At 72.0% G+C, this 25,703-nt stretch carries 24 protein-coding genes; 13 read left to right on the forward strand and 11 right to left on the reverse strand.

What is annotated here, in order from left to right; all coding sequences use genetic code 11:
• The first annotated feature begins 47 nt into the window (after nucleotides 1-47).
• Nucleotides 48-878, forward strand: a complete 831-nt coding sequence (locus ACLQ3F_RS19635; RefSeq protein ID WP_357197918.1) for an SDR family NAD(P)-dependent oxidoreductase — start codon at nucleotides 48-50, stop codon at nucleotides 876-878.
• A gap of 32 nt (nucleotides 879-910) precedes the next feature.
• Complete coding sequence (locus ACLQ3F_RS19640; protein ID WP_425850614.1) at nucleotides 911-2,002, forward strand: PLP-dependent cysteine synthase family protein; 1,092 nt, start codon at nucleotides 911-913, stop codon at nucleotides 2,000-2,002.
• A gap of 92 nt (nucleotides 2,003-2,094) precedes the next feature.
• Here ACLQ3F_RS19640 and ACLQ3F_RS19645 read toward each other — a convergent pair whose 3' ends face one another.
• The 4 genes from ACLQ3F_RS19645 to ACLQ3F_RS19660 form a co-directional block, all read right to left on the reverse strand.
• Nucleotides 2,095-2,715 (reverse strand): putative glycolipid-binding domain-containing protein, encoded by a 621-nt coding sequence (locus tag ACLQ3F_RS19645; RefSeq protein ID WP_425850747.1) that lies wholly within the window; start codon nucleotides 2,713-2,715, stop codon nucleotides 2,095-2,097.
• 102 nt (nucleotides 2,716-2,817) lie between these two features.
• Entirely contained in the window at nucleotides 2,818-4,665 is a 1,848-nt protein-coding gene (locus ACLQ3F_RS19650) for a DEAD/DEAH box helicase (protein ID WP_425850749.1), read from the reverse strand.
• 344 nt (nucleotides 4,666-5,009) lie between these two features.
• A complete protein-coding gene (locus ACLQ3F_RS19655) occupies nucleotides 5,010-6,572 on the reverse strand; it encodes a hypothetical protein (RefSeq protein WP_425850616.1) in 1,563 nt (520 codons plus the stop codon).
• Nucleotides 6,573-6,686: 114 nt separating this feature from the next.
• Nucleotides 6,687-8,258: a C40 family peptidase gene (locus ACLQ3F_RS19660; protein WP_425850617.1), complete on the reverse strand. Its 1,572-nt coding sequence runs from the start codon at nucleotides 8,256-8,258 to the stop codon at nucleotides 6,687-6,689.
• A gap of 237 nt (nucleotides 8,259-8,495) precedes the next feature.
• Here ACLQ3F_RS19660 and mqnE point away from each other — a divergent pair, with 237 nt between their 5' ends.
• The 3 genes from mqnE (at nucleotide 8,496) to ACLQ3F_RS19675 (ending at nucleotide 10,499) form a co-directional block, all read left to right on the forward strand.
• Nucleotides 8,496-9,665 (forward strand): aminofutalosine synthase MqnE, encoded by a 1,170-nt coding sequence (mqnE, locus tag ACLQ3F_RS19665; protein ID WP_091395685.1) that lies wholly within the window; start codon nucleotides 8,496-8,498, stop codon nucleotides 9,663-9,665.
• Nucleotides 9,666-9,688: 23 nt separating this feature from the next.
• The gene (locus ACLQ3F_RS19670) at nucleotides 9,689-10,126 is read left to right on the forward strand and encodes a hypothetical protein (protein ID WP_357197930.1); all 438 of its coding nucleotides are present in this window, start codon (nucleotides 9,689-9,691) and stop codon (nucleotides 10,124-10,126) included.
• 73 nt (nucleotides 10,127-10,199) lie between these two features.
• On the forward strand, nucleotides 10,200-10,499 hold the full coding sequence (locus tag ACLQ3F_RS19675) for a DUF4229 domain-containing protein (protein WP_357257636.1): 300 nt from the start codon (nucleotides 10,200-10,202) through the stop codon (nucleotides 10,497-10,499).
• A 104-nt stretch (nucleotides 10,500-10,603) separates the two neighbouring features.
• On the opposite strand, the gene ACLQ3F_RS19680 is transcribed toward ACLQ3F_RS19675, so the two are convergent.
• Nucleotides 10,604-11,941: a C39 family peptidase gene (locus tag ACLQ3F_RS19680; protein WP_425850619.1), complete on the reverse strand. Its 1,338-nt coding sequence runs from the start codon at nucleotides 11,939-11,941 to the stop codon at nucleotides 10,604-10,606.
• A 210-nt stretch (nucleotides 11,942-12,151) separates the two neighbouring features.
• Here ACLQ3F_RS19680 and ACLQ3F_RS19685 point away from each other — a divergent pair, with 210 nt between their 5' ends.
• The 4 genes from ACLQ3F_RS19685 (at nucleotide 12,152) to ACLQ3F_RS19700 (ending at nucleotide 17,323) form a co-directional block, all read left to right on the forward strand.
• Nucleotides 12,152-14,029, forward strand: a complete 1,878-nt coding sequence (locus ACLQ3F_RS19685; RefSeq protein WP_425850622.1) for a M14 family metallopeptidase — start codon at nucleotides 12,152-12,154, stop codon at nucleotides 14,027-14,029.
• 354 nt (nucleotides 14,030-14,383) lie between these two features.
• Nucleotides 14,384-15,313, forward strand: a complete 930-nt coding sequence (locus ACLQ3F_RS19690; RefSeq protein WP_357257640.1) for an ABC transporter substrate-binding protein — start codon at nucleotides 14,384-14,386, stop codon at nucleotides 15,311-15,313.
• A gap of 181 nt (nucleotides 15,314-15,494) precedes the next feature.
• Nucleotides 15,495-16,523: a FecCD family ABC transporter permease gene (locus tag ACLQ3F_RS19695; protein ID WP_357196635.1), complete on the forward strand. Its 1,029-nt coding sequence runs from the start codon at nucleotides 15,495-15,497 to the stop codon at nucleotides 16,521-16,523.
• Nucleotides 16,520-17,323, forward strand: a complete 804-nt coding sequence (locus ACLQ3F_RS19700) for an ABC transporter ATP-binding protein (protein ID WP_425850624.1) — start codon at nucleotides 16,520-16,522, stop codon at nucleotides 17,321-17,323. Before ACLQ3F_RS19695 ends, ACLQ3F_RS19700 begins: the two co-directional genes overlap by 4 nt.
• 37 nt (nucleotides 17,324-17,360) lie before the next feature.
• On the opposite strand, the gene ACLQ3F_RS19705 is transcribed toward ACLQ3F_RS19700, so the two are convergent.
• The 5 genes from ACLQ3F_RS19705 to ACLQ3F_RS19725 form a co-directional block, all read right to left on the reverse strand.
• Nucleotides 17,361-18,125 (reverse strand): VOC family protein, encoded by a 765-nt coding sequence (locus ACLQ3F_RS19705; RefSeq protein ID WP_357196629.1) that lies wholly within the window; start codon nucleotides 18,123-18,125, stop codon nucleotides 17,361-17,363.
• Between the two features lie 93 nt (nucleotides 18,126-18,218).
• The gene (locus ACLQ3F_RS19710) at nucleotides 18,219-18,956 is read right to left on the reverse strand and encodes an ABC transporter permease (RefSeq protein ID WP_425850627.1); all 738 of its coding nucleotides are present in this window, start codon (nucleotides 18,954-18,956) and stop codon (nucleotides 18,219-18,221) included.
• A 10-nt stretch (nucleotides 18,957-18,966) separates the two neighbouring features.
• On the reverse strand, nucleotides 18,967-19,905 hold the full coding sequence (locus ACLQ3F_RS19715; protein ID WP_425850629.1) for an ABC transporter ATP-binding protein: 939 nt from the start codon (nucleotides 19,903-19,905) through the stop codon (nucleotides 18,967-18,969).
• Complete coding sequence (locus ACLQ3F_RS19720) at nucleotides 19,902-20,213, reverse strand: winged helix-turn-helix domain-containing protein (RefSeq protein WP_425850632.1); 312 nt, start codon at nucleotides 20,211-20,213, stop codon at nucleotides 19,902-19,904. Before ACLQ3F_RS19720 ends, ACLQ3F_RS19715 begins: the two co-directional genes overlap by 4 nt.
• Nucleotides 20,210-20,854, reverse strand: coding sequence for a transporter (locus ACLQ3F_RS19725; RefSeq protein ID WP_425850634.1), 645 nt, complete (start codon nucleotides 20,852-20,854; stop codon nucleotides 20,210-20,212). The genes ACLQ3F_RS19720 and ACLQ3F_RS19725 overlap by 4 nt, the downstream gene beginning before the upstream one ends.
• Nucleotides 20,855-20,990: 136 nt before the next feature.
• Here ACLQ3F_RS19725 and ACLQ3F_RS19730 point away from each other — a divergent pair, with 136 nt between their 5' ends.
• The 4 genes from ACLQ3F_RS19730 to ACLQ3F_RS19745 are packed head-to-tail and all read left to right on the forward strand — an operon-like array spanning nucleotide 20,991 to nucleotide 23,274.
• The gene (locus tag ACLQ3F_RS19730) at nucleotides 20,991-21,386 is read left to right on the forward strand and encodes a type VII secretion target (RefSeq protein WP_357196614.1); all 396 of its coding nucleotides are present in this window, start codon (nucleotides 20,991-20,993) and stop codon (nucleotides 21,384-21,386) included.
• A complete protein-coding gene (locus tag ACLQ3F_RS19735) occupies nucleotides 21,383-22,309 on the forward strand; it encodes a WXG100 family type VII secretion target (protein ID WP_357196611.1) in 927 nt (308 codons plus the stop codon). The genes ACLQ3F_RS19730 and ACLQ3F_RS19735 overlap by 4 nt, the downstream gene beginning before the upstream one ends.
• Nucleotides 22,310-22,318: 9 nt before the next feature.
• Nucleotides 22,319-22,663 (forward strand): YbaB/EbfC family nucleoid-associated protein, encoded by a 345-nt coding sequence (locus ACLQ3F_RS19740; RefSeq protein ID WP_425850636.1) that lies wholly within the window; start codon nucleotides 22,319-22,321, stop codon nucleotides 22,661-22,663.
• On the forward strand, nucleotides 22,663-23,274 hold the full coding sequence (locus tag ACLQ3F_RS19745) for a hypothetical protein (protein ID WP_425850639.1): 612 nt from the start codon (nucleotides 22,663-22,665) through the stop codon (nucleotides 23,272-23,274). Before ACLQ3F_RS19740 ends, ACLQ3F_RS19745 begins: the two co-directional genes overlap by 1 nt.
• Here the strand turns inward: ACLQ3F_RS19745 and ACLQ3F_RS19750 are convergent.
• Nucleotides 23,263-25,392 carry a HelD family protein gene (locus ACLQ3F_RS19750; protein WP_425850641.1) on the reverse strand — a complete coding sequence of 710 codons (2,130 nt, stop codon included), beginning with the start codon at nucleotides 25,390-25,392 and terminating at the stop codon, nucleotides 23,263-23,265. The genes ACLQ3F_RS19745 and ACLQ3F_RS19750 overlap by 12 nt on opposite strands.
• Nucleotides 25,393-25,703 lie beyond the last annotated feature (311 nt).

Raw genomic sequence — 25,703 nt, forward strand, 5'->3', positions numbered from 1 at the left:
CCGCGTACCCCTGGTGTCGCCCGGGCGGCCAGCGGTAGCGTGCGCCGATGACCCAGCCTGCGCGCCCCGTGGCCGTGGTGACCGGCGCTGCCGGCGGCCTGGGCCGTGCCATCGCCACCGCGCTGCACACCGACGGTTGGTCGGTGCTGCTCACCGACCTTGACCCGGTGGCGGTGCAGAGCGCCGCCGCGCCGCTCGGCGGCTGGTCGGCCGCCCTTGACGTCCGGGACGAGGCCGCCTGCGCCGCCGTCGCCGCGACCGCGGCAGGCCGGGGTGACCTCGCCCTCTGGGTCAACAACGCCGGCATCCTGGTCACCGGTGCGTCGTGGGAGCACGACGCCGCGACCCGCCGTCGGCTGCTCGACGTGAACACCCACGGGGCCATGAACGGCACCCTCGCCGCGCTGACCGTCATGCGCGCCCAGGGCCACGGCCACGTGCTCAACGTCGTCTCGCTGGCCGGGCTGATCGCCGCGCCCGGCGAGACGGTGTACGCGGCCAGCAAGCACGCCCTGCTGGCCTTCAGCCTCGGCACCCTGTCCGACCTGCGGATGGCCGGGTACCGGCGGGTGCACGTCTCCTGCCTCTGCCCGGACGGCATCTGGACCCCGATGCTGCACGACCGGCTGGACGACCCGGGGGCGGTGGCCTCGTTCACCGGATCGATGTTGACCGCGCAGCAGGTGGCGGCGCGGGCCGTCCGGCTGGCCCGCCGGCCACGTCCGGTGGTCAGCCTGCCCCGCTGGCGGGGAGCGCAGGTGCGCCTGTTGGACGCACTGCCCAGGCTGGCCGTCGCACTCACCCCGATCGTCCGGGCCGCCGGCCGCGCCGGTCAGCGCCGCCAACGCCGCAGGTCAACGCCGCCGGACCCGCGCTGACCACCGCTGGCCCGCTTGCTAGGTTTCCGAGCGTGACTCATCTCGACCGGTGCGACGAATCCAGCCGAACCTGGGTGACCGAGGCGATCGCCGCCGTCGAGGCAGACGCCAACCGGTCCGCCGACACCCACCTGCTGCCGTTCCCGCTGCCCAGGGAATGGGGGATAGACCTCTACCTCAAGGACGAGTCGTCACACCCCACCGGCTCGCTGAAGCACCGGCTGGCCCGTTCACTGTTCCTTTACGGGCTCTGCAACGGCTGGATCGGGCCGCGCACCACGATCGTCGAGGCGTCGTCGGGTTCCACGGCGGTCTCCGAGGCGTACTTCGCCCGGATGCTGGGCCTGCCGTTCATCGCGGTGATGCCCGCCTCCACCTCGCCCGAGAAGATCACCCAGATCGAGTTCCAGGGCGGCCGGTGCCACCTGGTCGACGACCCGGCGAGCGTGGTGGTCGAGGCCCGGTGGCTCGCCGAGGACTCCGGCGGGCACTTCATGGACCAGTTCACCTACGCCGAGCGGGCGACCGACTGGCGGGGCAACAACAACATCGCCGAGTCGATCTACGCGCAGTTGGAGCTGGAGCGGCACCCGATCCCCGCCTGGGTCGTGGTGGGCGCCGGCACCGGGGGCACCAGCGCGACCATCGGCCGCTACGCCCGGTACCGCCGGCTCGCCACCAAGCTCTGCGTCGTCGACCCGGAGAACTCGGCGTTCTACCCGGCCTGGCTGGCCGCCGACTGGTCGGTACGCACTGGGAAGGGCTCCCGCATCGAGGGGATCGGCCGGCCCACCGTGGAGGCGTCGTTCCTGCCCTCGGTGGTGGACCGGATGGTCCAGGTGCCGGACGCGGCGTCCCTGGCCGCCATGCGCGCCGGCTCGGCGCTGCTCGGCCGCCGGGTGGGCGGGTCCACCGGCACCAACCTGTGGGGCGCGTTCGGACTCATCGCCGCGATGCTCGCCGAGCGTCGGACCGGCTCGGTGGTCACCCTGATCTGCGACCCGGGCGACCGGTACGCCGACACGTACTACGCCGACGACTGGGTGGCCGCCCAGGGCCTCGACCTAACTCCGCACCTGGCCACCATCGAACGCTTCCTGGCCAGCGGGACCTGGCCCGCCTGAAGCGGTCAGCGGAGTCCGGCCCGCCCGGGCCGTCAGCGGGGCCCGACCCACTCAGGGCCGATCGGCCGAGCCCCTGGCCGTCACGAGGCTGATCAGCGCGGATCGATCCGTTCGGCCAGCCCGGGGTAGCGCACCACGTAGCCGCTGTCGTCCAGATCGATGTCGGCTGTGAAGGTGCCGCTGGCGAAGCGCACCCGACCGGGCCCGCGCCCGGTGTAGATCTGCTCGGCCGGCACCACCTCCAGGCCGGGCAGAAGCACCCAGGCGACTGTGATCCGGTGCGCCACATCGGCCGGCTCCGCCGCCATCCGAAGCCGGTGGACCGGCAGGGTGTTGAACAGCGGCGAACCGCTCAGGTCGACGTCGAGCGCGTCGGCCAGCCGGTCCGGGTCGTCCGTACCCGGCAGGCCGGCCCGGGGATGACCGGCCGCGACCAGGGCGGCGTCCAGGTCGCCCTGCTCGGCGGTGGTCACCCGCCAGCGGCCGGCGGCCCGATCCAGGGTCACCCGGCGCAGCCAGCCGAGACCCTCTGCCTCGACCTCGACGCGGGTGGTGGCCCAGTCCGGCGTGGTGGTCAGCTGATAGCGGGCGGTCCACGGGATCGGGTCCACGGCGAGCAGAGTGCCGCGGGCCGTCAACCCGTGGCCGTCGTCGAGCAGTACCTGCTCGCTGCCGGCGGTGTCCGTCCGGGACCAGAAGATCGACTTCGGCATGGTCGGCATGAGCCGGACGTTACGCGACCTGCTCGGTATCGGCAGGGCATGCGCGAACGCCGCCGCGAAGCCTGGGCTTCACGACGGCGTTCGGTGGATCAATCAGTAGGTACGAGCTGCCGGTCGCCCGCCGAAACCGCGCCGGTCGTCACGCGGGCGGTCCTCGCGGGGCCGGTCGTCGCGGGGCCGGTCGTCCCGGACCCGGCTCTCCGGGCGGAACCCACCCCGAGCGTCCCGGTCGCCGAAGCGCCGTTCACCCTGCGGCCGATCGCCGAAGCGCCGCTCGCCGGTCGGTCGGTCGCCCCGACCGTCGCGGTCACCGAACTGCTGCCGGTCGCCGAACCGGCGCTCGCCCTGCGGCCGGTCGCCGTACCCCCGGGTGTCCCGATCGGCGTAACGCCGCTCGCCCTGCGGGCGGTCACCGTAGCCCCGGTCACCCTGCGGTCGGTCGCTGTGCTGCCGGTCGCCGAAGCGGCGCTCGCCGGTGGGCCGGTCGCTGTAGCCCCGGTCACCCTGCGGTCGGTCGCTGTGCTGCCGGTCGCCGAAGCGGCGCTCGCCCTGCGGTCGGTCGCTGTAGCTCCGGTCACCCTGCGGGCGGCCGCCGTAGCCCCGGTCACCCTGCGGGCGGTCACCGAAGCGGCGCTCGCCGGTGGGCCGGTCGCCGTAGCGCCGCTCGCCCTGCGGGCGGTCGCCGTAGCGCCGCTCGCCTCCCGTGCGGTCGCCGAACCGACGCGGTCCGCCCGAGCGGTCGCCGTAGCCCCGGGGCTCCGCCTCGACGCGGACCGGGACGCCACTGGGCTCGCGGGCACCGACCAGCTCGGCCAACGCCGCGTCCCCGACCCGGACCCGGGTCTCGGCCGGCGCGACGCCGGCCTTCTCCATCATCGCCAGGGTGGTACGGCGCTGCTTGGGCAGCACCAGCGTGGCGACCGCGCCCGACTCGCCGGCCCGGGCGGTACGCCCCGCGCGGTGCAGGTAGTCCTTGGGGTCCTTCGGCGGGTCGACGTGCAGCACCAGGGTGACCCCGTCGACGTGGATGCCTCGCGCCGCCACGTCCGTGGCGACCAGCACGTTCATCCGGCCCTCACGGAACTCGGCGAGCGTCTTGGTGCGCATCCGCTGGGTCTTGCCGCCGTGCAGCCCACCGGCGCGTACGCCGACGGCCGCGAGCTGCTCGACCAGCCGGTCCACACCGAGCTGGGTGCGGGCGAAGACCATGGTCCGGCCGTCCCGGGCGGCGATCGAGGCCGCCACCGGGAACTTCTCGTGCGGCGGGATCAACAGCATGTGGTGGTCCATGGTGGACACCGAGGCGGTGGAGGGCGCCGTGGAGTGGGTGACCGGGTCGGTCATGAACCGCTTGACCAACGCGTCGACGTCACCGTCCAAGGTGGCCGAGAAGAGCAGCCGCTGACCGCCCGCGGGCGTCTTCGCCAGCAGATCGGTCACCTCGGGCAGGAAGCCCATGTCGGCCATCTGGTCGGCCTCGTCGAGCACCGTCACCTCGACGTCGTCGAGCTGGCAGATGCCCCGCTCGATGAGGTCGCCGAGTCGGCCCGGGGTGGCCACGATGATCTCCACACCGCGGCGCAGCGCGTCGATCTGACGGTCGTACGGAACGCCGCCGACGGCGGTCTTGAGGAAGATGCCCACGGACTTGCCCAACGGCACCAGGGCGTCGTTGACCTGCATGGCCAGCTCGCGGGTGGGCACCAGGACCAGGGCGCGCGGACGCATCGGCCGGGCCCGGTTGCGGTCGGCCAGCCGGGCGATCATCGGCAGACCGAAGGCGAGCGTCTTGCCCGACCCGGTCTGCCCGCGGCCCAGCACGTCGCGGCCGGCGAGCGCGTCCGGAACGGTGGCCCGCTGGATCTCGAACGGGCTGGAGATGCCCTGCTGGGCCAGCGCGCGGACCAACTGCTCCGGAAGGCCGAGAGCGGCGAAGCTCATCGGCTCGGCGGTCTCGCTCTGAGCGGTCGCTACCGCAGGGGTGCCGGCCTCGCTCGGGGCGACGTCGAGCTGCTCCCGGGAGGCGTCGGCCGCCGGGACTGAGTTGAAAACGGACGTAACGGTGCTGTGGTCAGCAGAGGTGGTCAACAAAAACCTTTCGAGCGGGGCGCATCTTCGCGATGGCCTGCCGCGGCTGTGCCGCCGGATCGCCCGCAAGATCGCCCAGGGGCGCACACCACGCGCGCCGGGTCAGTGATCTCAACCAGTGTACGGCGGTCTGGCGAAGCCGCCAGTCGGTTGACCGACCGTAGTGGGCGGACTCACCATCGCCGGCGCTCGCTGGCTCACCCGTTGAGCACGCTGCCCACCAGACCGTCCAGGGCGTCGCCGGCCAGCAGGACGACCATGACACTGATGGCGACCAGCAGCCCCAGAGCGGCGGCCAGGACGATCATCACCCGGGCGTTACTGGACCGTTCGGCCGGCGTGTCGGACCACCCCTGGGCCAGGATGTGCCCGGTCAGCGAGCCGGAGGTCTCCACCGCGTTGGCGGGTATCGCGACAGTGGTGAAGCCGGCGCCCTCGCCGTTGCCGTAGACGGTGCCAGCCAGGTCGGTGCGGTTGTCGCGCCGTCCACCACGGGCGGCGGCAGCGTCCCGTCCGGCGGAGCCAGCCGGCGGGCCGCTCGGCGGCGCGGTCACACGCGAGTTTCCGGCGTTCGCGGTCGACGAAGGTGTCCCGGCGGTGGACGGTGGCCAGCTCGGCAGTGCTGGTGCGGGCACCACCGGCGGCGCGGAGACGGCTGCACCGGCCCAGCCGGCACCGGACGTCGGGCGGGTCGCCCCAGCGGGGGACGACCACCCGGCCGGTGGTGCGGAGACCGAGGCGCTGCCCCGTACGCCGGGCGTGTCGATCATCGCGGGCGGCGGCGGAAACGGCGGTGCCGGCATCGGGCCGGGCGGGGCCGGCGGTGCCGGCACCGGCGGACCGGGTGGCGGCAGCGGCGGGCTCGGGACGGGCGGCGTCGGCGGACCGGGGATGGGCGGCATCGGCGAGGGCGGCGGGGACGGCGGGCCCGGAACGGGTGGAACCGGACCGGGCGGCGGCGTCGGTCGAGGACCCGGCGTCGGCGCCGGACCGGGCGGGTACGGACCCGGGGCCGGCGCGGGTTCCGGTTCCGGTGGCGACGGCTGGGTCGGCCCGGGGCCGGGTGGCGTGGGGTCCGGCTCCGGCTCCGGAGTCGACGGCGTCGGAGGTTGGGCCGGCTCGGCACCCACCGGCGCGGCTCGATAGACGGCGGGCGCGCTCTCGCGACGGTCCGGGGTGCCCAGGGCGCTGGCAGTGCCCCGGCTGCTGCTCGGAACCGTGGCGCTGGCCCGGGCCGGCGCGGAGGAGTCGCTTCGCTGGCCCGGCAACGACACGTCGGCTGGGCTGGCCGAGCCGGTCGCACGGTAGGTGGTCGCGGTGACCGGAGCGCTGGCCGGCAGGTCACTGCGGCGAGCGCCGGCGGTCACGACGCTGGCACGTGCGCGTACCGGTGCCGCCGCCGGGCTCTGGCGCTCGTCGCCGGCCGCCGCGTCGTCATCGGCGTCGGCGGAGTCGTCAGCGATGACCGCTGCCGTGCCACCGCCGACCTGACCGCTGACCGCTGTGCCGCTGACCGTTGTGCCGCTGACCGTTGTGCCGCTGACCGCCGGGGCGGCGTCGCTGGCGGCGGAGCCGGCGTCCGTCGAGCTGGTGTCGCTGCCTGTCGAGCTGGTGGCAGCCGGGTTGGCGTCGCTGGCAGCCACCGGCTCGGCGGTGTCCGGCCCCGGTGGGCCGGGCTGGTCGACGGTGTCCGGCCCTGGTGGGCCGGCCTGGTCGACCACGGGGTCGACAGTCTCCGCCGGATCTCTCTGCTCGGCCATTTCCGCCCTCCGCGCCGTGCTCGCACCCGGACCCGTGACGTCGGGTCGGATGTGCCTGGTTGTCACGGTGCCACAGATCTTCCCGAGCGGACAGCCGGAGCCGGTCGTGGCGGATCAGCCCGTGGCGCTGGGGCTGCCCGTCGCGCTGCTACTGCTCGACGCGCTCGTGCTGGCCTTCGGCGTGGTCGTCGCTGGCGCGCTGGTCGTCGGAGGCGTGCTGGCCGGCGCGCTGGTCGTTGCCGGAGGCTGGGTCGTCGGAGGGTTGCTCGCAGTGCTCGACGGCTTCGGCGTGGTGCTGCCTGTCGGAGTGGGCGTCGGGGTGGTCGTCAGCGTCGGCGTCGGCGTCGCGCTCTCGGTGGGCTTCGGGGTGGTGGTCTTCGTCGGCGACGGTGTCGGCGTCGGCTTGGTGGTCTTCGTCGGCGACGGGGTGGGCTTCGGGGTCGAGACGGGCGGGGTCGGGTTGGTCACGACCGGTGCCGGCACCGCGCCGATCACCCGGGTGGCGGCGTACAGCCGGGACCAGCGGACGACCGAGATCTTGACGACGTCGCCAGTGGTGGGCGCCTGCACCATCTTGCCGTTGCCGATGTACATGCCGACGTGGTGGATCGTCGTCCAGCTGCTGCCCGAGGCGAAGAACAGCAGGTCGCCGGGGAGCAGCGCGCTCTGCGGGACGGTGCGGCCCCGGGTGGCGGCGTACTGGTCGCGGGAGACCCGTGGCAGGTCGAAGTAGTCGGCGCCGGGGGACCGGTACGCCGCCCACATCAGGCCGGAGCAGTCGAACTGGTTCGGCCCCTCCTCGGACCATTTGTACGGGTCGCCGAGCTGGGCGAGCGCGTACCGGACCGCGGCCAGTGCCCGGGGGTGCGCGGCCATGCCGCTGATGCTCTGGTTGGAGACGTAGCCGGCACCGATCTGCTGCTCGGCGGCTTCCTGCTGACGTTCGATCTCGATCAGCGCGGCGGCGTTGTCCCGGCGCAGCTTGAGCAGGCTCGCCTCGGCGGTGCGCAGCGCCGTCTCACCGGCGGTGAACTCCGCCTCGGCGGCGACGAGCAGATCCTTGGCCTGGCTGTGCTTCTGGTACGCGGCCTGCTCGCCCGCGCGGGCCCGGAACAGCTCCCCGGCCACGCCGGTGGTGCCGCCGTCGACCTTCTCGCCACGGGTGATCGCCTGGAGGCGGCTGAGCCCGCGGATGTCCTGGGCAAAGTCGCCCGGCGGCAACGCGGCGGCGGCCTTGACGGCCTCGGCGGCGGCGGTGTCGGCCGTCTGCTGGGCCCGGAGCAGGGCGTCCTGCGCGGTCGCCAGCGCCTTGCCGGCCGCGTCGAGCTGCGCCTGGGCGTCGACGCGTTTCTGCCGCCTCACCAGCAAATCCTCGCCGAGCGCGCCGACCTGGACCTCACCGGCGGAGATCGCGGTGGCCAGCGGACCGTTGCCGATGTTGACCACCGGAGGGGCGGGCACGCCGGCGACCGGCGCGCCGCCGGGCAGTTGGAGCGAGCCGGTGACCGCCGGGCGCGAACCCGTGTCCGGCACTGTGGTCGGCACGCCGGGCTCCGCGTACGCGGGGGTGGCCAGCACGGCTGCGGCGATCGCGCCGAGCAGGGCGGCCCAGAGCTTCGGACGCAGGACCGGCGAGATCACCGGGCTCCGTCGTCGCTGCCGTCGCCCGCGCCCGCTGTAGATCATGCCGCTCCCCGTCCAACCACTCGTCGCCGCGCTCGGTGGGCGCGACCGCCGGGACGGTACCAGTGTGTGTTCCGCCCCACGTTGTTACTACCGCACCGCGCCACTCATGTCGATGTGTTGTCGGGTTACGGGAGGCTGAGAGTCTGGTGAGGTGGGTCGCTGCCAGCGACCGTGCCGCCGGGCCCGTCGGTGTCGCGACGTACGCTCGATCCGGACCGCAGGTGGAAGGGACGTGCCATGGACGCCGGACTCAAGCGTGAGCTCGAAGCGAAGGTGTACGCCGGTGAACGGCTGACCCGGGAGGACGGGGTCGCCCTCTACGAGAGCGACGACCTGACCTGGCTGGGGCGGCTGGCGCACCACAAGCGCACCGAGCTGAACGGCGAGCGGGTGATGTTCAACGTCAACCGGCACCTCAACCTGACGAACGTCTGCTCGGCGTCCTGTGCGTACTGCTCGTTCCAGCGCAAGCCGGGCGAGAAGGACGCGTACACGATGCGCATCGACGAGGCGGTCCGCAAGGCCAAGGAGATGGAGGACGAGCAGCTCACCGAGTTGCACATCGTCAACGGCCTGCACCCCACCCTGCCGTGGCGTTACTACCCGAAGGTGCTGCGCGAGCTGAAGGCGGCGCTGCCGAACGTCAAGCTCAAGTGCTTCACGGCGACCGAGGTGCAGTGGTTCGAGAAGATCAGCGGCCTGAGCGCCGACGAGATCCTCGACGAGCTGATGGACGCCGGTCTGGAGTCGCTGACCGGTGGCGGCGCGGAGATCTTCGACTGGGAGGTCCGACAGCACATCGTCGACCACGCCTGCCACTGGGAAGACTGGTCGCGCATCCACGCCCTGGCGCACAGCAAGGGCATGAAGACCCCGGCGACGATGCTGTACGGCCACATCGAGGAGCCCCGGCACCGCGTCGACCACGTGCTGCGGCTGCGCGAGTTGCAGGACGAGACCGGCGGCTTCGCGGTCTTCATCCCGCTGCGCTACCAGCACGACTTCGTCGACTCGGCGGACGGCAAGATCCGCAATCGGATCCAGGCGCGCACCACGATGGCCTCGCCGGCCGAGTCGCTGAAGACGTTCGCCGTCTCCCGGCTGCTCTTCGACAACGTGCCGCACCTGAAGAACTTCTGGGTGATGCACGGGCTGTCGGTCGCCCAGCTCTCGCTGAACTTCGGCGTGGACGACCTGGACGGCTCCGTCGTCGAATACAAGATCACCCACGACGCCGACTCGTACGGCACCCCGAACACCATGCACCGGGACGACCTGCTGCACCTGATCTGGGACGCCGGCTTCCAGCCCGTCGAGCGGGACACCCGCTACAACGTGGTCCGGGAGTACGACAAGGCCCCGTCGCTGGCCGAGCGGCGCGCCGAGCCGCAGCAGGTCTGGGCCTGAGCCACCACGTACCCTCGCAGTCGATGACCGAGCAACGAGGACCTGAGCCGCAGAGCGGGTTTCCCCGCCGGGACGCCGAGGGCCGCATCCGTACCCTGGGCGATCTGCTCGGGGTGTGCCTGGCCGGCCTGGTCATCGGCGTGCTCGCGTTGGTGTTGTTCGACTGGGCGTTCGCCTCGATCGGCGCCGGCGACTTCGGGCACACGAACGGTTGGCTGGCGGTGATCCTGCCGGCCTGGCTGTTCTGGGACGACTTCCGGGCCTGGGAGTTCGGCGCGGCCCGGGTGGTGGCGGCGGTGGTCGCCGCTGCCGTCGGGGTGTTCGCCGGTTTGCTGATCGCCGGTCTGGGTTCGGGGTTGCCGCCGCTGCTCTCCGGGGCGTTGGCGGCGGCGGCGTTCACTGTGGCGTACGCGGCCCTGTGGTTCCCGGGTGTCCGCTGGCTGGCCCGCCGGACCGGCTGACCGCGACCGCCCGTCGGGCGGCTCGACCCTTCCGCCGGCAGTGGCGGGCGACGGAGAGAACGGAGTGGTGCGGGTGAGTGCCGCGCTCAAGTACACGCTGGGCCGGATCGGGCTGTTCGTCGCAGTGCTGGCGGGCCTCTGGCTGGTCGACATGAACGTGTTCCTGAAGCTGATGCTGGCGCTGGTGTTCTCCGCCGCGCTCTCCTTCTTCCTGCTGCGTGGTTGGCGGGACGAGATGGCCGGGGAGATCGCCGAAGCAGCCGAGCGCCGCCGCACCGAGAAGGAACGCCTCCGCTCCGCCCTGGCCGGCGAAGACCAGACCGCAACCCCCACCCCGGACCCCCCCACCCAAACCCCCGACTCCCAGCGTTGATCATGAAGTTATTGCCACGACACGCCGATCGGCCGGGCAATAACTTCATGATCAACCGCAGGTGACCCGCCGGCCGGAGCTGATCCCGGGCGCGGGGCAGAGGGTTACCAGTTGGTGGAGCCGGAGCGCTTGGGCCAGGGCTTTGAGATCGGCTTGATCAGGTACGCGATGCCGCCCGAGCCGCCGGAGACGCCGCCGCTGGCGTTGGTGCGCTTGGTGCGCAGCCAGATCTGCTCGAACTGCGCACGCTTGTAGACGTTGCGCACCACGTCGTTGCTGGACGAGGCCGGGTCGTTGACGATCACGTCGCCGTCGGCGGTGAAGCCGACCACCACGAAGAGGTGCCCGGAGGTGCCGTAGTTCGCCCCGTCCAGCTCGCTGGCGAGGAATGACTGGCTGGTCACGACGGGGATGCCGGCGGCGATGAAACGCTCCAGCTCGTCCAGCGAGTGCAGCCGGGTCACCCGGCCCTCCAGCCCGGGGAAGCTGGCCGCGTAGGCGGTGTTGAACGGCCAGTTGCCCGCGCCGTCGTACGCGTAGTCGTAGGTCATCCGGGCGGCGTGGTTGACGGTCGGGTCGGGGTAGGTGGGGTCCACCCAGGAGGTGTCGGCCGCCGACGGTCCACGACCCCAGTACTCGACGACCATCTCCGTCGAGGTGGGTGAGCACCACGCCTCACCGCCGCCGTCGTACTCGGGGTAGTGCCCGGAGTGCACGTTCTGCGAGTAGCGCGGCACCGGCAGTTCCCGGCCCCAGGCGATGTGTCCGGCGCTCGGCGGCACCGTGAAGCGGTCCGGCACCGTGGAACTCATCGCGCCGAGCATCCGGACCACCGGGGCGGCGCTCTGCCCGGGTGCGCGGTAGAGGGTCAGCTTGAGCTGGTACGACCGCAGCAGCACCCCGGCGGTGGCGTCGTCGATGCTGAAGGTGTCGGTCCAGATCGTCGACCAGGGGTCGCCCTGCCGGTTGACGCTGGTCCGCTTGATGTCGGTGTCGCCGGACGCCCATCGACCCAGGACGTACCACGGGGTCTGGTCGCCGCTCGTGTAGCTGCCCTGCATCTCCACCTGGATCCAGGTGCCGGCGGGTGTCTCCGCGTTCCAGGATGCGATCAGTTCGGTGGCGTCGAACCCGACCCGGGTCACCGGCGAGGTCCAGGTGCCGTACTCCCAGGTGCGGGTGGTGCCGGTGTGCGGGTCCGCGTACTCGGTGGTGCCGGCCGGGCGGGCCAGGGTGACGCCCGATCGGGCGCCGGGCACGACGCGGGTGCCGGCCTGGCTGCCCCGGTGCCAGTCGGCGGGCCCGGACCAGTCCTGGTAGGTGATCTGCTCGTCGTGGGCGGGGGCGGGCGGGTGCGCCGCCAGCGCGGGTGTGGCGCTGGTGAGCAGGGTGAGCGTGGTGACGCCGGCGAGGGCGGCCGCGCGCAGGCGGGGTCTGGCCATGGGTGCTCCGCGGTGTCGAGGGGGCATCGTCGCTGGTCAGTTTTCCGCTTGGAGGGAAGTTTCGCCAGATGTTGATAGGTGGAAAATCATTGCCGCCATGATGATCCGCCTGGGATGGCCAACACAATGATCAATGTTGATATGACCATGTGACAGGTGGTGAAGTGTCCTTCACCGAGCGGGATCTCCCGCCCATCGAGGAGGTAGTCCATGGCCCTCCGCACGCCCATCTCCCTCCGCCGTGTCCTGGTGCTCGCTGTCGTCACCGGGCTGGGCATCGTCACCGTCGCCGCCGGACCGGTCGCCGCCCGACCGGCACCGGACCGCACCGCTGAGCAGGCCGCCACCGGCTACCGGGTGCTCGGGCCCCGGACCCTCGCCGACCGCAACGCGGTGGCCCGCACCGGAGCCGCCATCGACTACTCCGAACACGGCGTGCTGCACATCTCGGCCACCGCGGCCGAGGCCGCCGCGATCGGCAAGCTAGGCTTCCGGTTGGAACCGCTCGCCCCGCCACCCAACGCCGAGCGCGGCGCTGGCGACTTCGGCGCGCTGGCCTTCCCGCCGGCCGACTCGAACTACCACGACTACGCGGAACTGACCGCCGTCGTGAACCAGGTCGTCGCCGACCACCCGGCGATCGCCCGCAAGATCAGCATCGGTTCGTCGTACGAGGGCCGCGACCTGATGGCCGTGAAGATCTCCGACAACGTCGGCACCGACGAGAGCGAGCCGGAGATCCTGTTCAACTCCCAGCAGCACGCTCGTGAGCACCTGACCGTCGAAATGGCGATCTACCTGCTCAACCTCTTCACTGACAGCTACGGCAGCGACTCCCGGATCACCAACATCGTCAACGGTCGGGAGCTCTGGATCGTGCCGACGGTCAACCCGGACGGCAGCGAGTACGACATCGCCACCGGGTCGTACCGGTCCTGGCGCAAGAACCGGCAACCCAACAGCGGCTCGTCCAACGTCGGCACCGACCTGAACCGCAACTGGTCCTACAACTGGGGATGCTGCGGCGGCTCGTCCGGCACCACCTCGTCGGAGACCTACCGGGGGCCGTCGGCGTTCTCCGCGCCCGAGACGCAGGCGCTGCGCAACTTCGTCAACGGCCGGGTCGTCGGCGGTGTGCAGCAGATCAAGGCCAACATCGACTTCCACACGTACTCGCAGCTGGTGCTCTGGCCGTACGGCTACACCACGGCGAACACCGCGACCGGGATGAACGCGGACCAGTACAACACCTTCGCCACCATCGGTCAGCAGATGGCGGCCACCAACGGCTACACCCCGGAACAGTCGAGCGACCTCTACATCACCGACGGAGACAGCCTCGACTGGATGTGGGCGACCCACAACATCTGGGCGTACACCTTCGAGATGTACCCGGGCTCGTCCGGCGGCGGCGGCTTCTACCCGCCCGACGAGGTGATCCCGGCGCAGACCTCGCGCAACCGGGAGGCGGTGCTGCTCCTCAGCGAGTACGCCGACTGCCCGTACCGGGCCATCGGCAAGCAGGCGCAGTACTGCGGCGGCGGTGGCGGCACCACTGTCTGGTCGGACACCTTCGAGACCGCCACCGGCTGGACCATCAACCCGTCCGGCACCGACACCGCCACCCTCGGCGCGTTCGAGCGGGGCGCCGCCCAGGCGACCACGTCCTCCGGAGCCAAGCAACTCACCCCGTACGCCGGGTCCAACGACCTGGTCACCGGCCGGCTCGCCGGCTCGGCGGCCGGTGACTACGACGTGGACGGCGGAGTGACCAGCGCCCGGTCACCGGCGGTGACGCTGCCGTCGTCCGGCACGCTGACCCTCTCACTCGCCTGGTACCTGGCGCACGGCTCGAACGCCTCGTCGGCGGACTACCTGCGGGTGAGCGTGGTGCACAACGGCGGCACCACAGCGCTGCTCACCCAGGCCGGCGCGGCCAGCAACCGTAACGGAACCTGGGCGGTAGCCAACCTCAACCTCACCCCGTACGCCGGCCAGTCGGTCCGCGTGCTCGTCGAGGCGGCGGACGCGTCCGGAGCCAGCCTGGTGGAGGCGGCTGTGGACAACGTCACCATTACTTCCTCCTGATCGGGTGGGGCCCCGTCCCGCCCCGGCGGGGCCCCACCACCCGCTCCTGAGCCTCCAGATCCGGGACAAACCCCTCGTGCGCCAGGGCTCTGCGATCGACCCACGCTGATCGGCCCTTGATCGATCCGGCACGTCCCGGCGGTGCGCTACCGTCTTAGCGACCAGTCCGCAGCGAAGCCGGTGCTCATCCCGGCGCTGTCCCGCAACTGTGATGCCCCACCGGTCGGTGGGGACGAGCCAGGTCGCCTACGGATCGGTCGCGAAACGCGCTCTCGAGGAAGGGCGCCTCGTGGGCGGGCGTACGAAAGTCCCTGTCGGCGAAGCACCACACTCCTCGACCGACAGGAGGCCCCTATGAACAGACGTACCCCTCGGATCTTCGCGGCGACCCTCGCGGTTGCCGCGCTCGCCCTCGGTGCCTGCGCCGAGAAGGCAGATGACAAGCCGAGCGCCGGCACCGCTGCCGCCGCGTACCCGGTCACCGTCGGCGCGCTCACCCTCGACAAGCGCCCCGAGAAGATCGTCGTGCTGTCGCCCACCGCCACCGAGATGCTCTTCGCGATCGGTGCCGGCCCGCAGGTGACCGCCGTTGACGACCAGTCGAACTATCCGGCCGACGCGCCCAAGACCGACCTCTCCGCCTTCCAGCCGAACGCCGAGGCGATCGCCGGCAAGAACCCTGACCTGGTGGTTCTCTCCGACGACCGCAACAAGATCGTTGAGCAGCTCGGCAAGCTGAAGATTCCGGTGTACCAGACCCCGGCGGCGGTCACGCTCGACGACTCGTACCGGCAGATCACCGAGCTGGGCACGCTGACCGGTCACGCCGACCAGGCCACCGACGTCGCCACCCGGATGAAGGACGACATCGCCAAGCTGGTCAAGGACCTGCCGCAGCGCGCCGAGAAGCTCACCTACTTCCACGAGCTGGGCCCGGAGCTCTACAGCGCCACCAGCAAGACCTTCATCGGCTCGCTCTACAGCCAGGCCGGCCTGACCAACATCGCCGACCCGGCCGACGCGGACGGTAAGAACTTCGGCTACCCGCAGCTGTCCCAGGAGATCATCGTCAAGGCCGACCCGGACTTCGTCTTCCTGGCCGATGCCAAGTGCTGCCAGCAGAGCGCCGACACGGTCAAGGCGCGCAGTGGCTGGGCCGGCCTCACCGCGGTGAAGAACAACCAGGTCGTCGCCCTCGACGACGACATCGCCTCCCGCTGGGGCCCACGGGTCGTGGACCTGCTCCGGGTCATCGTCGACGCGGTCGCCAAGGTGCCCGCGTGACCGTCGTCCGTCGGTGACCGGGCCGCGACAGGTGTCCGATCCGGCACCAACCGGTCAGCCGACCGAGCCGCCGCCGTCAGCCCTGCGGGCCGAGCCACGTTCTCCGGCCCGGCCCGCAGGGCTGCGGTCCACGGCCCGGCCCGCCGGGCTGCCGTCCGGGGCCCGGCCCGCGGGGCTGCGCATGCGGTGGCTGGTCGCGGGCCTGGTAGCGGTGCTCGTCGCGCTCGTCGTCGGGGTATCGCTCGGCCCGGTGAGCCTGCCCCCGGGCAGCGTCGCCGCCGAGCTGCTCAACCTGCTTCCCGGGGTGCACCTCGACAGCGGGCTGACCGAACGTGAGATCGCGATCGTCACCGAGCTGCGCCTGCCCCGGGTGGTGCTGGGCCTGCTCGTCGGCGGTCTGCTCGCCCTCGCCGGTGGTTGCTACCAGGGCGTGTTCCGCAACCCGCTGGCCGACCCGTACCTGCTCGGTGTGGCCGCCGGCGCCGGCCTCGCGGTCACCGCGGCGATCGCCCTCGGCGGCGCCGGCCGGCAGGGCACGCTCTCCGGGTTGCCGATGACCATTCCGCTGGCCGCGTTCGCCGGTTCGCTGCTCGCCGTCACGATGACCTACGTGCTCGGCGCGGCCGGTGGGCGACGCGGGTCACCGGCCATGCTGATCCTGGCCGGGGTGGCGGTCTCCGCGTTCCTCTCCGCCGGGCAGACGTACCTCCTGCAACGCAACGCCGACACCATCCAGCCGGTGTACTCCTGGTTGCTCGGCCGGCTCGCCACCGCCGGTTGGCACGACGTGCTGCTGGTGCTGCCGTACGCCGCGCTGACCACCGTTGTGGTGCTGCTGCACCGCCGCGAGCTGGACGTCCTCGCGGTCGGCGACGACGAGGCGAGAAGTCTGGGCCTGCACCCGCAGCGCACCCGATACCTGTTGATCGCCGCCGCCTCGCTGGGCACCGCCGCGGCGGTCTCCGCGACCGGCCTGATCGGCTTCGTCGGCATCATCGTGCCGCACACCGTCCGGCTGCTCGCCGGGTCCAGCTACCGGGTGATCCTGCCGATGTCACTGCTGTTCGGCGGCGCGTTCCTGGCACTGACCGATGTGGTGGCCCGCACCGCCGCCGCTCCGTCCGAGCTGCCCATCGGAGTGGTGACCGCCCTGCTGGGCGGCCCGTTCTTCGTCCTCGTGCTGCGAACCGCCCGGCGAGCGCTCACGTGAGCCACGAACCCGCCGCCGGCACGCCGGCCGTCGAGGTGCGCGGGCTGCACGTCGACCTCGGTGGCACGCCGATCCTGACCGGCGTCGACCTCACCGTCGCCGTCGGCGAGTGGGTCACCGTGATCGGCCCGAACGGCGCCGGCAAATCCACCCTGTTGCGCGCCGTCGGCGGCCTGCTGCCCGCGCCGAAGGCGATCACTCTCTTCGGTACGCCGAGTGCCGCGCTGCGCCGCCGGGACCGCGCCCGGATAGTGGCCACTGTGGCGCAGTCCCCGGTGGTGCCGCCCGGCATGTCGGTGCTGGACTACGTGCTGCTCGGCCGCACCCCGTACATCCCGACCCTGGGCCGGGAGTCGACAGCCGACGTCGACGCCGTGCACGAGGTGCTGGGGCGGTTGGACCTCGCCGGCTTCCACCGTCGCGAACTGGCCACCCTCTCCGGCGGCGAACGGCAGCGGGTCTTCCTCGCCCGGGCGCTCGCCCAGGGCGCGACGCTGCTGCTGCTCGACGAGCCGACCAGCGCGCTCGACATCGGGCACCAGCAGGACGTCCTCGAACTCGTCGACCAGCTGCGCCGCGAGCACGGCCTGACCGTCCTGGCCACGATGCACGACCTCTCCCTGGCCGGGGAGTACGCCGACCGGATGGTGATGCTCGCCGGTGGTCGGGTGGTGGCCGCCGGGACCCCGCCCGAGGTGCTGACCGAGGAGCTGCTCGCCACCCACTACCGGGCCAGCGTCCGGGTGGTCCCCGGCTCCCACGGCCCCCTGGTGGTCCCCGTCCGCCCCACCCGCCCCTGAGCACGCGCCACCCGGCCCTGAGCACGCGGGCGCTGGGTCAGGGGCCCAGGTCGATGACGGAGAAGAGGGCGCCCTGGGGGTCGCGGAGGGCGGCGAAGCGGCCCGCGGGGATGTCGCGGGGCGGGACCAGGATCGTTCCGCCCAGCTCGGCGGCGCGGGCCGCGGCGGCGTCCGCGTCGGCAACCGCGAAGTACACAGTCCAGTACGCGGGCAGGTCGGCCGGGAAGTCGTCGGCCAGCGGCGGCATCATCCCGGCGACGATCTGCGTCCCGAGCCGCCACCCGGTGTACGTCATCGCGCCCACCGCCTGGTCGTCGGGCTGCCAGCCGAACACCAGCTCGTAGAAGACCTTCGCGCCCTCGGGGTCGGGGGTGACCAGCTCGTTCCAGCTCATCGCGCCGGGCACGTTGAACACCTCGGCACCGGCCATGGTCAACGGCTGCCAGACGCTGAACGTGGCACCGGCCGGGTCGGCGAAGACCGCCATCCAGCCCCTGTCGAAGACCTCGAACGGTGGGACGACGACCTGCCCGCCGGCCCGTTCGACCCGCCCGGCGACCAGCTCGGCGTCGTCGGTGGCGAGGTAGGTCGACCAGATCGGGATCTGGTCCGGGATCGCGGGCGGGCCGGCGCCGGCCACCGGCTTGCCGTCGAGTAGGAAGACCGTGTAGCCGCCCGCCTCGGGTTCCGGGGTGACCCGGCCGGTCCAACCGAACAGCTCCGGGTAGAAACGCCGCGCGTCGGTCAGGTCCGGGGTGGCCAGGTCGGCCCAGCAGGGCGTACCCGGCGGGACGGTGCTCACGTCAAGACCCCTTTCGGCCCGGCGGCCACGGCGGCCCCCTGCCGGAATCCTGGCACCGTCCCGCCGCGGCCCGGGGCGGAAACGGACGAATCGTCAGCTGAACCGGCGACCCTCGTCCCGTCGGTACGCCCAGGCGGCGAGCGCGGCGAGCAGCACCACCCAGACACCGAGCATGATCAGTGCCAGCGGTTCCACGTCGTAGTCGGCCACCGACGCCCACATCAGTTCGGCAGCGCCCCGGGTCGGCAGGTACGGCGCGATCGTCTCGATGAACCCGGGCGCGTCGCCCGGCGCGGAGAGCAGTCCGCCGCCGAACGCCAGTGGCAGGAAGATCAGCTGTGCCACCACGATCGCCGCCTTGCTCGGCAGCAGGTAGCCGATGGCGAGCCCCATCAGCGTGAACGGCACCGAGATGACGGCCACGGTGCCGAGAGCCAGCAGGAACGCCGCCGACGTGACCCGGGCCGCGGTCAGCGTCGCGCCGATCACCACGACCGGGATGAGCGAGAGGTAGGTCAGCGCCAGGCCGGCCAGCACCCGGCCGGCGAACCGCGGGGCCGGCCCGGTCGGCAGGGTCCGGGTGTACGGGTTCCAGGGCTGGTCGCGGTCCTCGGCGACACCGACGCCGTACTGGAAGATGTTGGCGCTCATCACCGAGAAGGTGATCATCGACGCGGTGGCGTAGGTGGCGACGACCGGATCGTCACCGGCGAACGGCACCACGAAGAAGATCATGGAGGCGGCCGGGAAGAAGGCGCTGCCGAAGACGGCCACCGGAATCCGGATGATCTCCAGGAGTTGGTAGCGGGCGTGGACCAGGGCGAGCTGCACTGTCGCCTCCTCAGACGGTGGTGGGTAGGCCGCCGGCAGCGGCGGTGGGTCGCCCGGCGCCGGTGGGCGCGTCCCCGGTGGGCGCGTCGCCGCTGGTGATGGCGAGGAACGCCTCCTCCAGCGAGGTGGGTCGTACCTCCAGGTCGGTGAACGGGGTCCGGGCCGTGACAAGCGCTCGGACCAGTTCGTCGGCGTCGGTGGTGAGCAGGTGCAGCCGACCGTCGACCCGTTCGGTGCGCACCACCCCCGGCAGGTCGGGCAGGTCGTCGGCGACCAGGCTGACCCGGCGTACGCCCACGATGCCGCGCACCGCGTCCACTGTGTCGTCGGCGAGCACCCGGCCCTGCCCGATGACCACCACCCGGTGGGCGAGTGCCTCCACCTCCTCCAGGTAGTGGCTGCTGAGCAACACGGTCCCGCCGTCGTCGTGGAATGCCCGGATCGCGTCCCAGAGGGTGCGCCGGGCGGCAACGTCCAGGCCCGTGGTCGGTTCGTCGAGCAGCACCAACCGGGGTCGGCCGACGAACGCCAACGCCACCGCCAACCTGCGGCGTTGCCCGCCGGAGAGCCCACCGGTCTGCCGTCGGGTCAGGTCGGCGAGGCCGAAGCGGTCGAGCAACTCCGCCCGGGGCACCGGGTCGGGGTAGTGCGCCGAGACGAAGTCGACGACCTCGCCGACGCGCAGTGTGCTGGGCGGGCCGGTCTCCTGCATCGTGACCCCGATCTGTCGCCGGCTCGCCGGGTCGCGGGGGTCGCCCCCGAACAGCTCGACGCGCCCCGAGCTGGGGCGGCGCAGGCCCGTCAGCAGTTTCATCAGGGTGCTCTTGCCGGCGCCGTTCGGCCCGAGCAGGCCGACCAGCTCACCGGCTTGGACTTCCAGGTCGACACGGTCGAGCGCGAGGACGTCGCCGTACCGGCGGCTGGCCTGGTCGGCGCGGGCGAGGGTCATGGCTGCTCCTTCGACGGGGTGGGATCGAGCAGGGCGCGGATTGCTTCGGTGTACTCCTCGAACGCCAGCCGACCTCGCCGGCTGAGCCCGACCAGGGTCATCGGAGTGCGTCCACGATGGGTCTTGCTGATCTCCACGTAGCCGGCGTCCTCGAGTTTGCGCAGGTGCACCGAGAGGTTGCCGGCGGTCATCGCGAGCAGCTCCTGCAGGCGGGGGAACGCGATCTTGTCGTTGACGTTGAGAGCGGAGAGGCTGGCGACGACCCGCAGCCGGGCCTGCGCGTGGATGACCGGATCCAGCTCGGTCACGGCTGCTGTCGCTGTCGCTGCCGCCGCCGGGCGATCGCGCCGGCCACCAGCATTCCGCCGCCGCCGGCCAACGCCACGATGAGCGGGTGCCAGCCCGGCCCGGCGAACGCCCCGACCAGGTTGATCACGCTGATCCAGACGCCCAGCCGGAACAGGTCCTGGTCCAGCCAGACCGCCCCGCCGGCCATGTGCAGCGCACCGGTCAGCCCGACGGCGGTCGCCGACCAGAGCAGCGCCGCCAGGTCGTGCGGCAGGTGTTCGGAGATCCGGCCCAGCCCCGCGTAGACGCTGACCGTTCCGAGCGCCCAGGCGTACCCGTACCACTTGCCGCGCCGGGCGGAGTCGCCGGTCACCTGGCCGTAGGCCCGCATGCTGACCACCGCCTGGGTCGCTCCGGCGGCCGCGAGCAGTACGAAGAGGACGGTCAGCGGCAGCCAGCTCGGCAGTGCGACCAGCGCCCGCTCATCCGGGGGGAATCGCAGGAAGAACAGCCCGAAACCGACAAGCCAGGCGACACCCCACGGCCAGTAGAGCAGGCGGGCGTCGGGGTCGAGCTGGCGTGCCGTCGCTGACCGCTGGTCCTGGATCAGCCGGAGCGCCGCCGCGGCGTCAGAGGGTGGTGAATCATCGTCGAGGTCCACGCAAACTACTTTACGACACAAAGTCGAGCGGGGTGACCCCGTCATCACCGACGGGACCCCCCGATGCCGGCGAGCATTGCCTATGGTGGTTCAGTCGTGACGACTGATCCGTCGCACAGGCCACAGGGGAGGGTTCGTGTCAAGCCCGAGCAATGAGCTGGAGGTCCAGCCGGAGGCTCTGACGGCGTTCGCCGCCGGGTCCAAGGATCGGGCGGCCCGTTTCCGCGAACTGCACCGCGCCTTCGGCGACGGGCACGTGCCACGGCACGCCTTCGGGGTGATGCCGGCGTCCTTCAACCTCGCGGCGACGTACGCCGAGCAGTTCGAGGCGTGCCTTCAAGGGCTGGCCGACGGCGCCGAGATGATGGCGGACATCGCCGAGGGGCTCACCGACACCGCCGCTGCCTACACCGGCACCGACGTGGCCAACACCGACCTCTTCGTGCCCGGCCGCCCGCCCGCTCCCGACCTCATCGCACCCGGCCCCTGGTCGGGTGGCAACGGCGCTCCGACCGGTTCGGTGCCGGCGTGAGCACCGAGGCGTTGCAGCGCAACAAGACCTACTTCGAGCAGATCGTCTCGGGCACGCCCGAGCCCTTCAAGCCGCTCTCCAACGCGGTGCTCTGGCCGTTCGAGCAGCTGTTGGAGCTGGTCGCCGGCGAACCGGACGACCTGATGCGGGCCGCGCAGCTCTGCCTGGACACTGGCGCGGCGGTACGGGAGATCGCCGGTGACCAGATCGCCGACCGGGCCCGCCTGCGTGGCGCCTGGTCGGGCGACGCGGCCGAGGGCTTCCACGCCTCCATGGAGTCGGTCGAGGCGGCGATCGAGGAGCTGGCCCAGGGGCTCGACGGCACCAAGGACGTGCTGGTCGAGGCGGCGAACGCGGCGGTGGACGCGTTCAATCTGCTGGTCGAGCTGATCCTTGAGTTCCTGCTCTGGTTCCTCACCGAGGTGATCATCGCGGCGGTGGCCGCGGCGCTGAGCGCCGGCGTCTCGTTGGCCGCCACGGTGGTCCGGGTGCTGGCCCGGCTGGCCACCACGGTGGGTCGGATGGTCAAGATCGTCGCTCGGTTCGCCGAGGTGCTCACCCGCCTCGCCGCCCGGCTGGGCAAGGTCGCCGGGCAGCTCCGCAAGTACGCGGAGACCGTCATGGAGATCAAGAAGCGAAAGAAGCAGTACAAGCTGCTCAGCAAGGGCGGCTGGACGCCCGAGGGGCGTGCCTTCCAGGTCGAGAAGTTCAAGACCCTCTTCCCGGGCAAGTTCGTCATCAACCAGGTCTCGCCGGTCAACATCCCCGGGTTCGGCGGCGCTCTGCTGGACACCGGCGTGGGCCTGCACGACATCTCCGACGGGCAGAAGGACCGCAACTACCTGGTGGACGGCACGTACAGCGAGGACCTGGGCCCGTATACCGCGGGTGTGCAGAATGTCTTCGACTCCATCGTGAACTGAGAGGCAGCCATGACCTTCCCCGCCCTGGACCGCATTGAGGCGCTGGCTCGCAACCTCGACGGATGGCAACGGCAACTCGCCGATCGGATGGCGGAGCTGGAGCAGACCAGCGCCGAGGGTGTGAGCGACTCTGGTCTGGTGCGAGTCACCGCCGCGGCCGACGGCAAGATCCTTTCTTCGGAGCTGAACGCGCGGGCGATGCGACTGGACTCCTACAGCCTGGCCGAGGAGTTCACCGCAGCCGCCAACCGGGCGCAGGAAGCCGCCGCGGCCCGCGTCCGGGAGTTGGTCGGGGAGGTCATCGGCGACGCAGGCGCCGGCCCGCGCCGGTCCACCGACTACGAGGGACACTGATGACCACCGAGGGGAGCCAGGCACGGTACGTCGAGGGGATCACCCGACTGCTGGCGGCCGGGGAGCAGGTGCGCGCGGTGGCCCAGGTGCGGGCGGGCGGCGGGCTGACGCCGGCGCCTCCTTCGCAGCCGTCGGCCCCACCCGCCACGGGTGGGCCGGGCTTCCTGGGTGTCCTGCTCAACGTGCTGTCCCCGAACATCACCTTCGGCCGGGCAGACAACGCGGTCGACTGGCTCTTCTTCGGTATCGGAGGTCGAGGCGACCCGGATTCCCAGGCATCCGTGCTGCACCACGCTCTGACCGCGGCGGCGAAGGGCCCCGGCCTCCGGACCCTCGTGCTGGGGGTCACCGACCAGCGGCTGCTGCTCGGCGCGACAGCACCCGTCGGCCTGCTCTCCAGCTCGACGGCTGACGAACAGGCGCAGGCCGACATCGAACTGCTCGGGTCCGTCCCGCGCACGACCGTCGCCGCCCGGGTCGGCAGGTACCGGTTGAACTGGAAACGGCTGCGGATCGACTTCGCCGACGGGTCGTGGCTGTCGTTCCACGTGCCGCTGGCCGACTCCAGCCGTCCGCTGCGGGAGGTCGCGGCAGCCCTGTCAGCTGGCTGAGCCACCGTCGAGCGGGGCGGGCAGCGGCGCAACGTGCAGCACCGCCAGCCGGGACACCGCCCGGGTGAGCACCACGTACAACCGGTGCAGCCCGCGCGGCTCGGCCGCGACGATCGCGGCGGGCTCGACCACCACCACATGGTCGTACTCCAGGCCCTTGACCAGCGTCGCCGGCACCACCGTGACCCGCTCCGCGGCCGCCACGTCGTCGGCGGTCGCGGTCTCGACACCGGCCTCGGCCAGCGCCGCGCGCAGGCTGTCGACCGCGTCGTCCGCGGCGATCACCCCGACCGATCCGTCGTGCGCGAGCGCCGCACGCACCTCGGCCACCGTCGCCGAGGTCAGGTCGGTCACCGTACGCACGTCCAGGCCGCCGTCGTGGCGCAGCGACTCAGCCGGCGGTACGTCCACCGCGAGCGCCGGGAGCAGCAGGTTCGCGAATGCGACGACTACGGCGGGCACCCGGAACCCGATGGTCAACGGGACCACCACCGCGTCCGGCTTGCCTAGATGGGCGAGAGATTCCCTCCAGTCCGTCGCCGCCCACGGCGCGGTGCCCTGGGCGAGGTCACCGAGGAGCGTGACCGAGCCGTGCTCACTGCGCCGAGCGATGGCCCGACACTGCATCGGGGAGAGGTCCTGCGCCTCGTCCACCACCACGTGCCCGAACCCGGAGAGCCGTTCCAGCAGCCCGGTCGCCTCGTCGATCAGCACCGCGTCGGCAGCGGTCCAACGGGTCGCCTTCGGCGTGCGGGCCGGCTTCACCCACGTCAACTGCGCCTGCTCAGCGTCGCTGAGCAGCCCGTCCGCTGCGGCGGCGAGCCGGTCCGGATCGGAGAACAGGCCGTGCACCAGCCCTTCCGGGGTGAGTGACGGCCAGACCGCGTCCAGGAAGTCGAGCACCGGCCGGCAGCGGCTCATCCGGCGCAGCCAGGCATCGCTGGGCGACTCCGCACGCCGCGCCTCGGCCTGCCGTTGCAGCAGACTCACCACCCGCGCCTGGACACGTTCCCGACCCGTGCCGTACGGCAGCCCCTCCCGGCGGGTCTCCTCGACGATCCGGTGCAACGGCTCCACCCCGATGCGCCAGCGGAACGAGCCGTCCGACACGGTGATCGACTCGGTCGGAGTGCCGATCTGCGCCTGCACGGCGCGTCGCAGCACGCTCGCCATCCGCACGTCGTGTTTGAGCGCGGCCACCCCCGGCGCCTCGACCGCCCGAACCGCCACCCGGGAAATCAACTCCTCCACGGTGGCCTGCTCGACCTCGACCTCACCGAGCGCCGGCAGCACCGCCGCGATATACGACAGGAACGCCCGGTTCGGCCCGACGATCAACACACCCGCCCGCCGCAACCGCTCCCGATGCAGGTAGAGCAGGTACGCGGCCCGGTGCAGACCGACAGCCGTCTTCCCCGTACCCGGCGCGCCCTGCACACAGATCGAGTCGGCGAGATCAGCCCGGACCAGTTCGTCCTGCTCCGGCTGAATGGTGGCGACGATGTCCCGCATCGGCCCGACGCGTGGACGCTCGATCTCGGCGGTGAGGATCCGACTGGTCGTACCGAGCTCTTCGCCCCGATCCAGCCGCTCATCCTCGAAGCTCGTCAGCACACCATTGCTGAACCCGAACCGTCGCCGAACCGCCACCCCCTGCGGATCCCGCACACTGGCCCGGTAGAACGACCGGGAGACCGGTGCCCGCCAGTCCAGCACCAACGGCTCACCACGATCATCGGTGACATGCCGCCGCCCCACGTGATACCGCCGACCGTGATGATCGCCGCTGACGTCAGGCGAGGTCGGCTCGCTGGCGGGCCTGCCGGCTGTGGTCCTGGTGTCGGTGGTGCTGTTGTCGGGGGCGCCGGCGAAGTCGAGGCGGCCGAAGAAGAGCGGGGTGGTCGGGTCGTCGGCCAGCTCGGCGACCCGGCGGGCCAGGGTGCGGCCGAGCGTCTCGGCCGCGTACGCGTCGCCGGCCACCTGGTCACCGGTGGCGAAGAGAGACTCGGCCCGCTCCCGCATCCGACCCAGTGCCGCCCGCGAGGTGCTGAGGTGTGCGCGTTCGGCGGCCAGGTCCGCGTCGAGGCCGGTATCGGTGTCGGTGTCAAGTGCGGGCATGCTGACGTCCCATCGTTCACATCTGCTGCGCGCTCGCGTGTCCGGGGGCGGATGGCCGGCCGCCCGGCGCGAAGACGTCCGTTCCGGTGCAGCTCACCTCGGCCGTCAAGCGGCCTGCAACCCTACGCTTCCCAACCCGCCACAGCCATCGAATTACCGACGCGACCACCCGTCCGAGACGGCGTGTCGCCCGGTCGGCTGTCGCTGGGCGATCACGCCCCGCCCCGCGCTTCTCATGCGTTGACCGCCGCCACGCCGGTGATCGACTCGGCTTTCAGGAAGTCGCGGTCTCTGGGCTGGTGCAACGCCCC

The organism is Micromonospora sp. DT15 (assembly GCF_049841475.1).
Taxonomy (GTDB): Bacteria; Actinomycetota; Actinomycetes; order Mycobacteriales; family Micromonosporaceae; genus Micromonospora.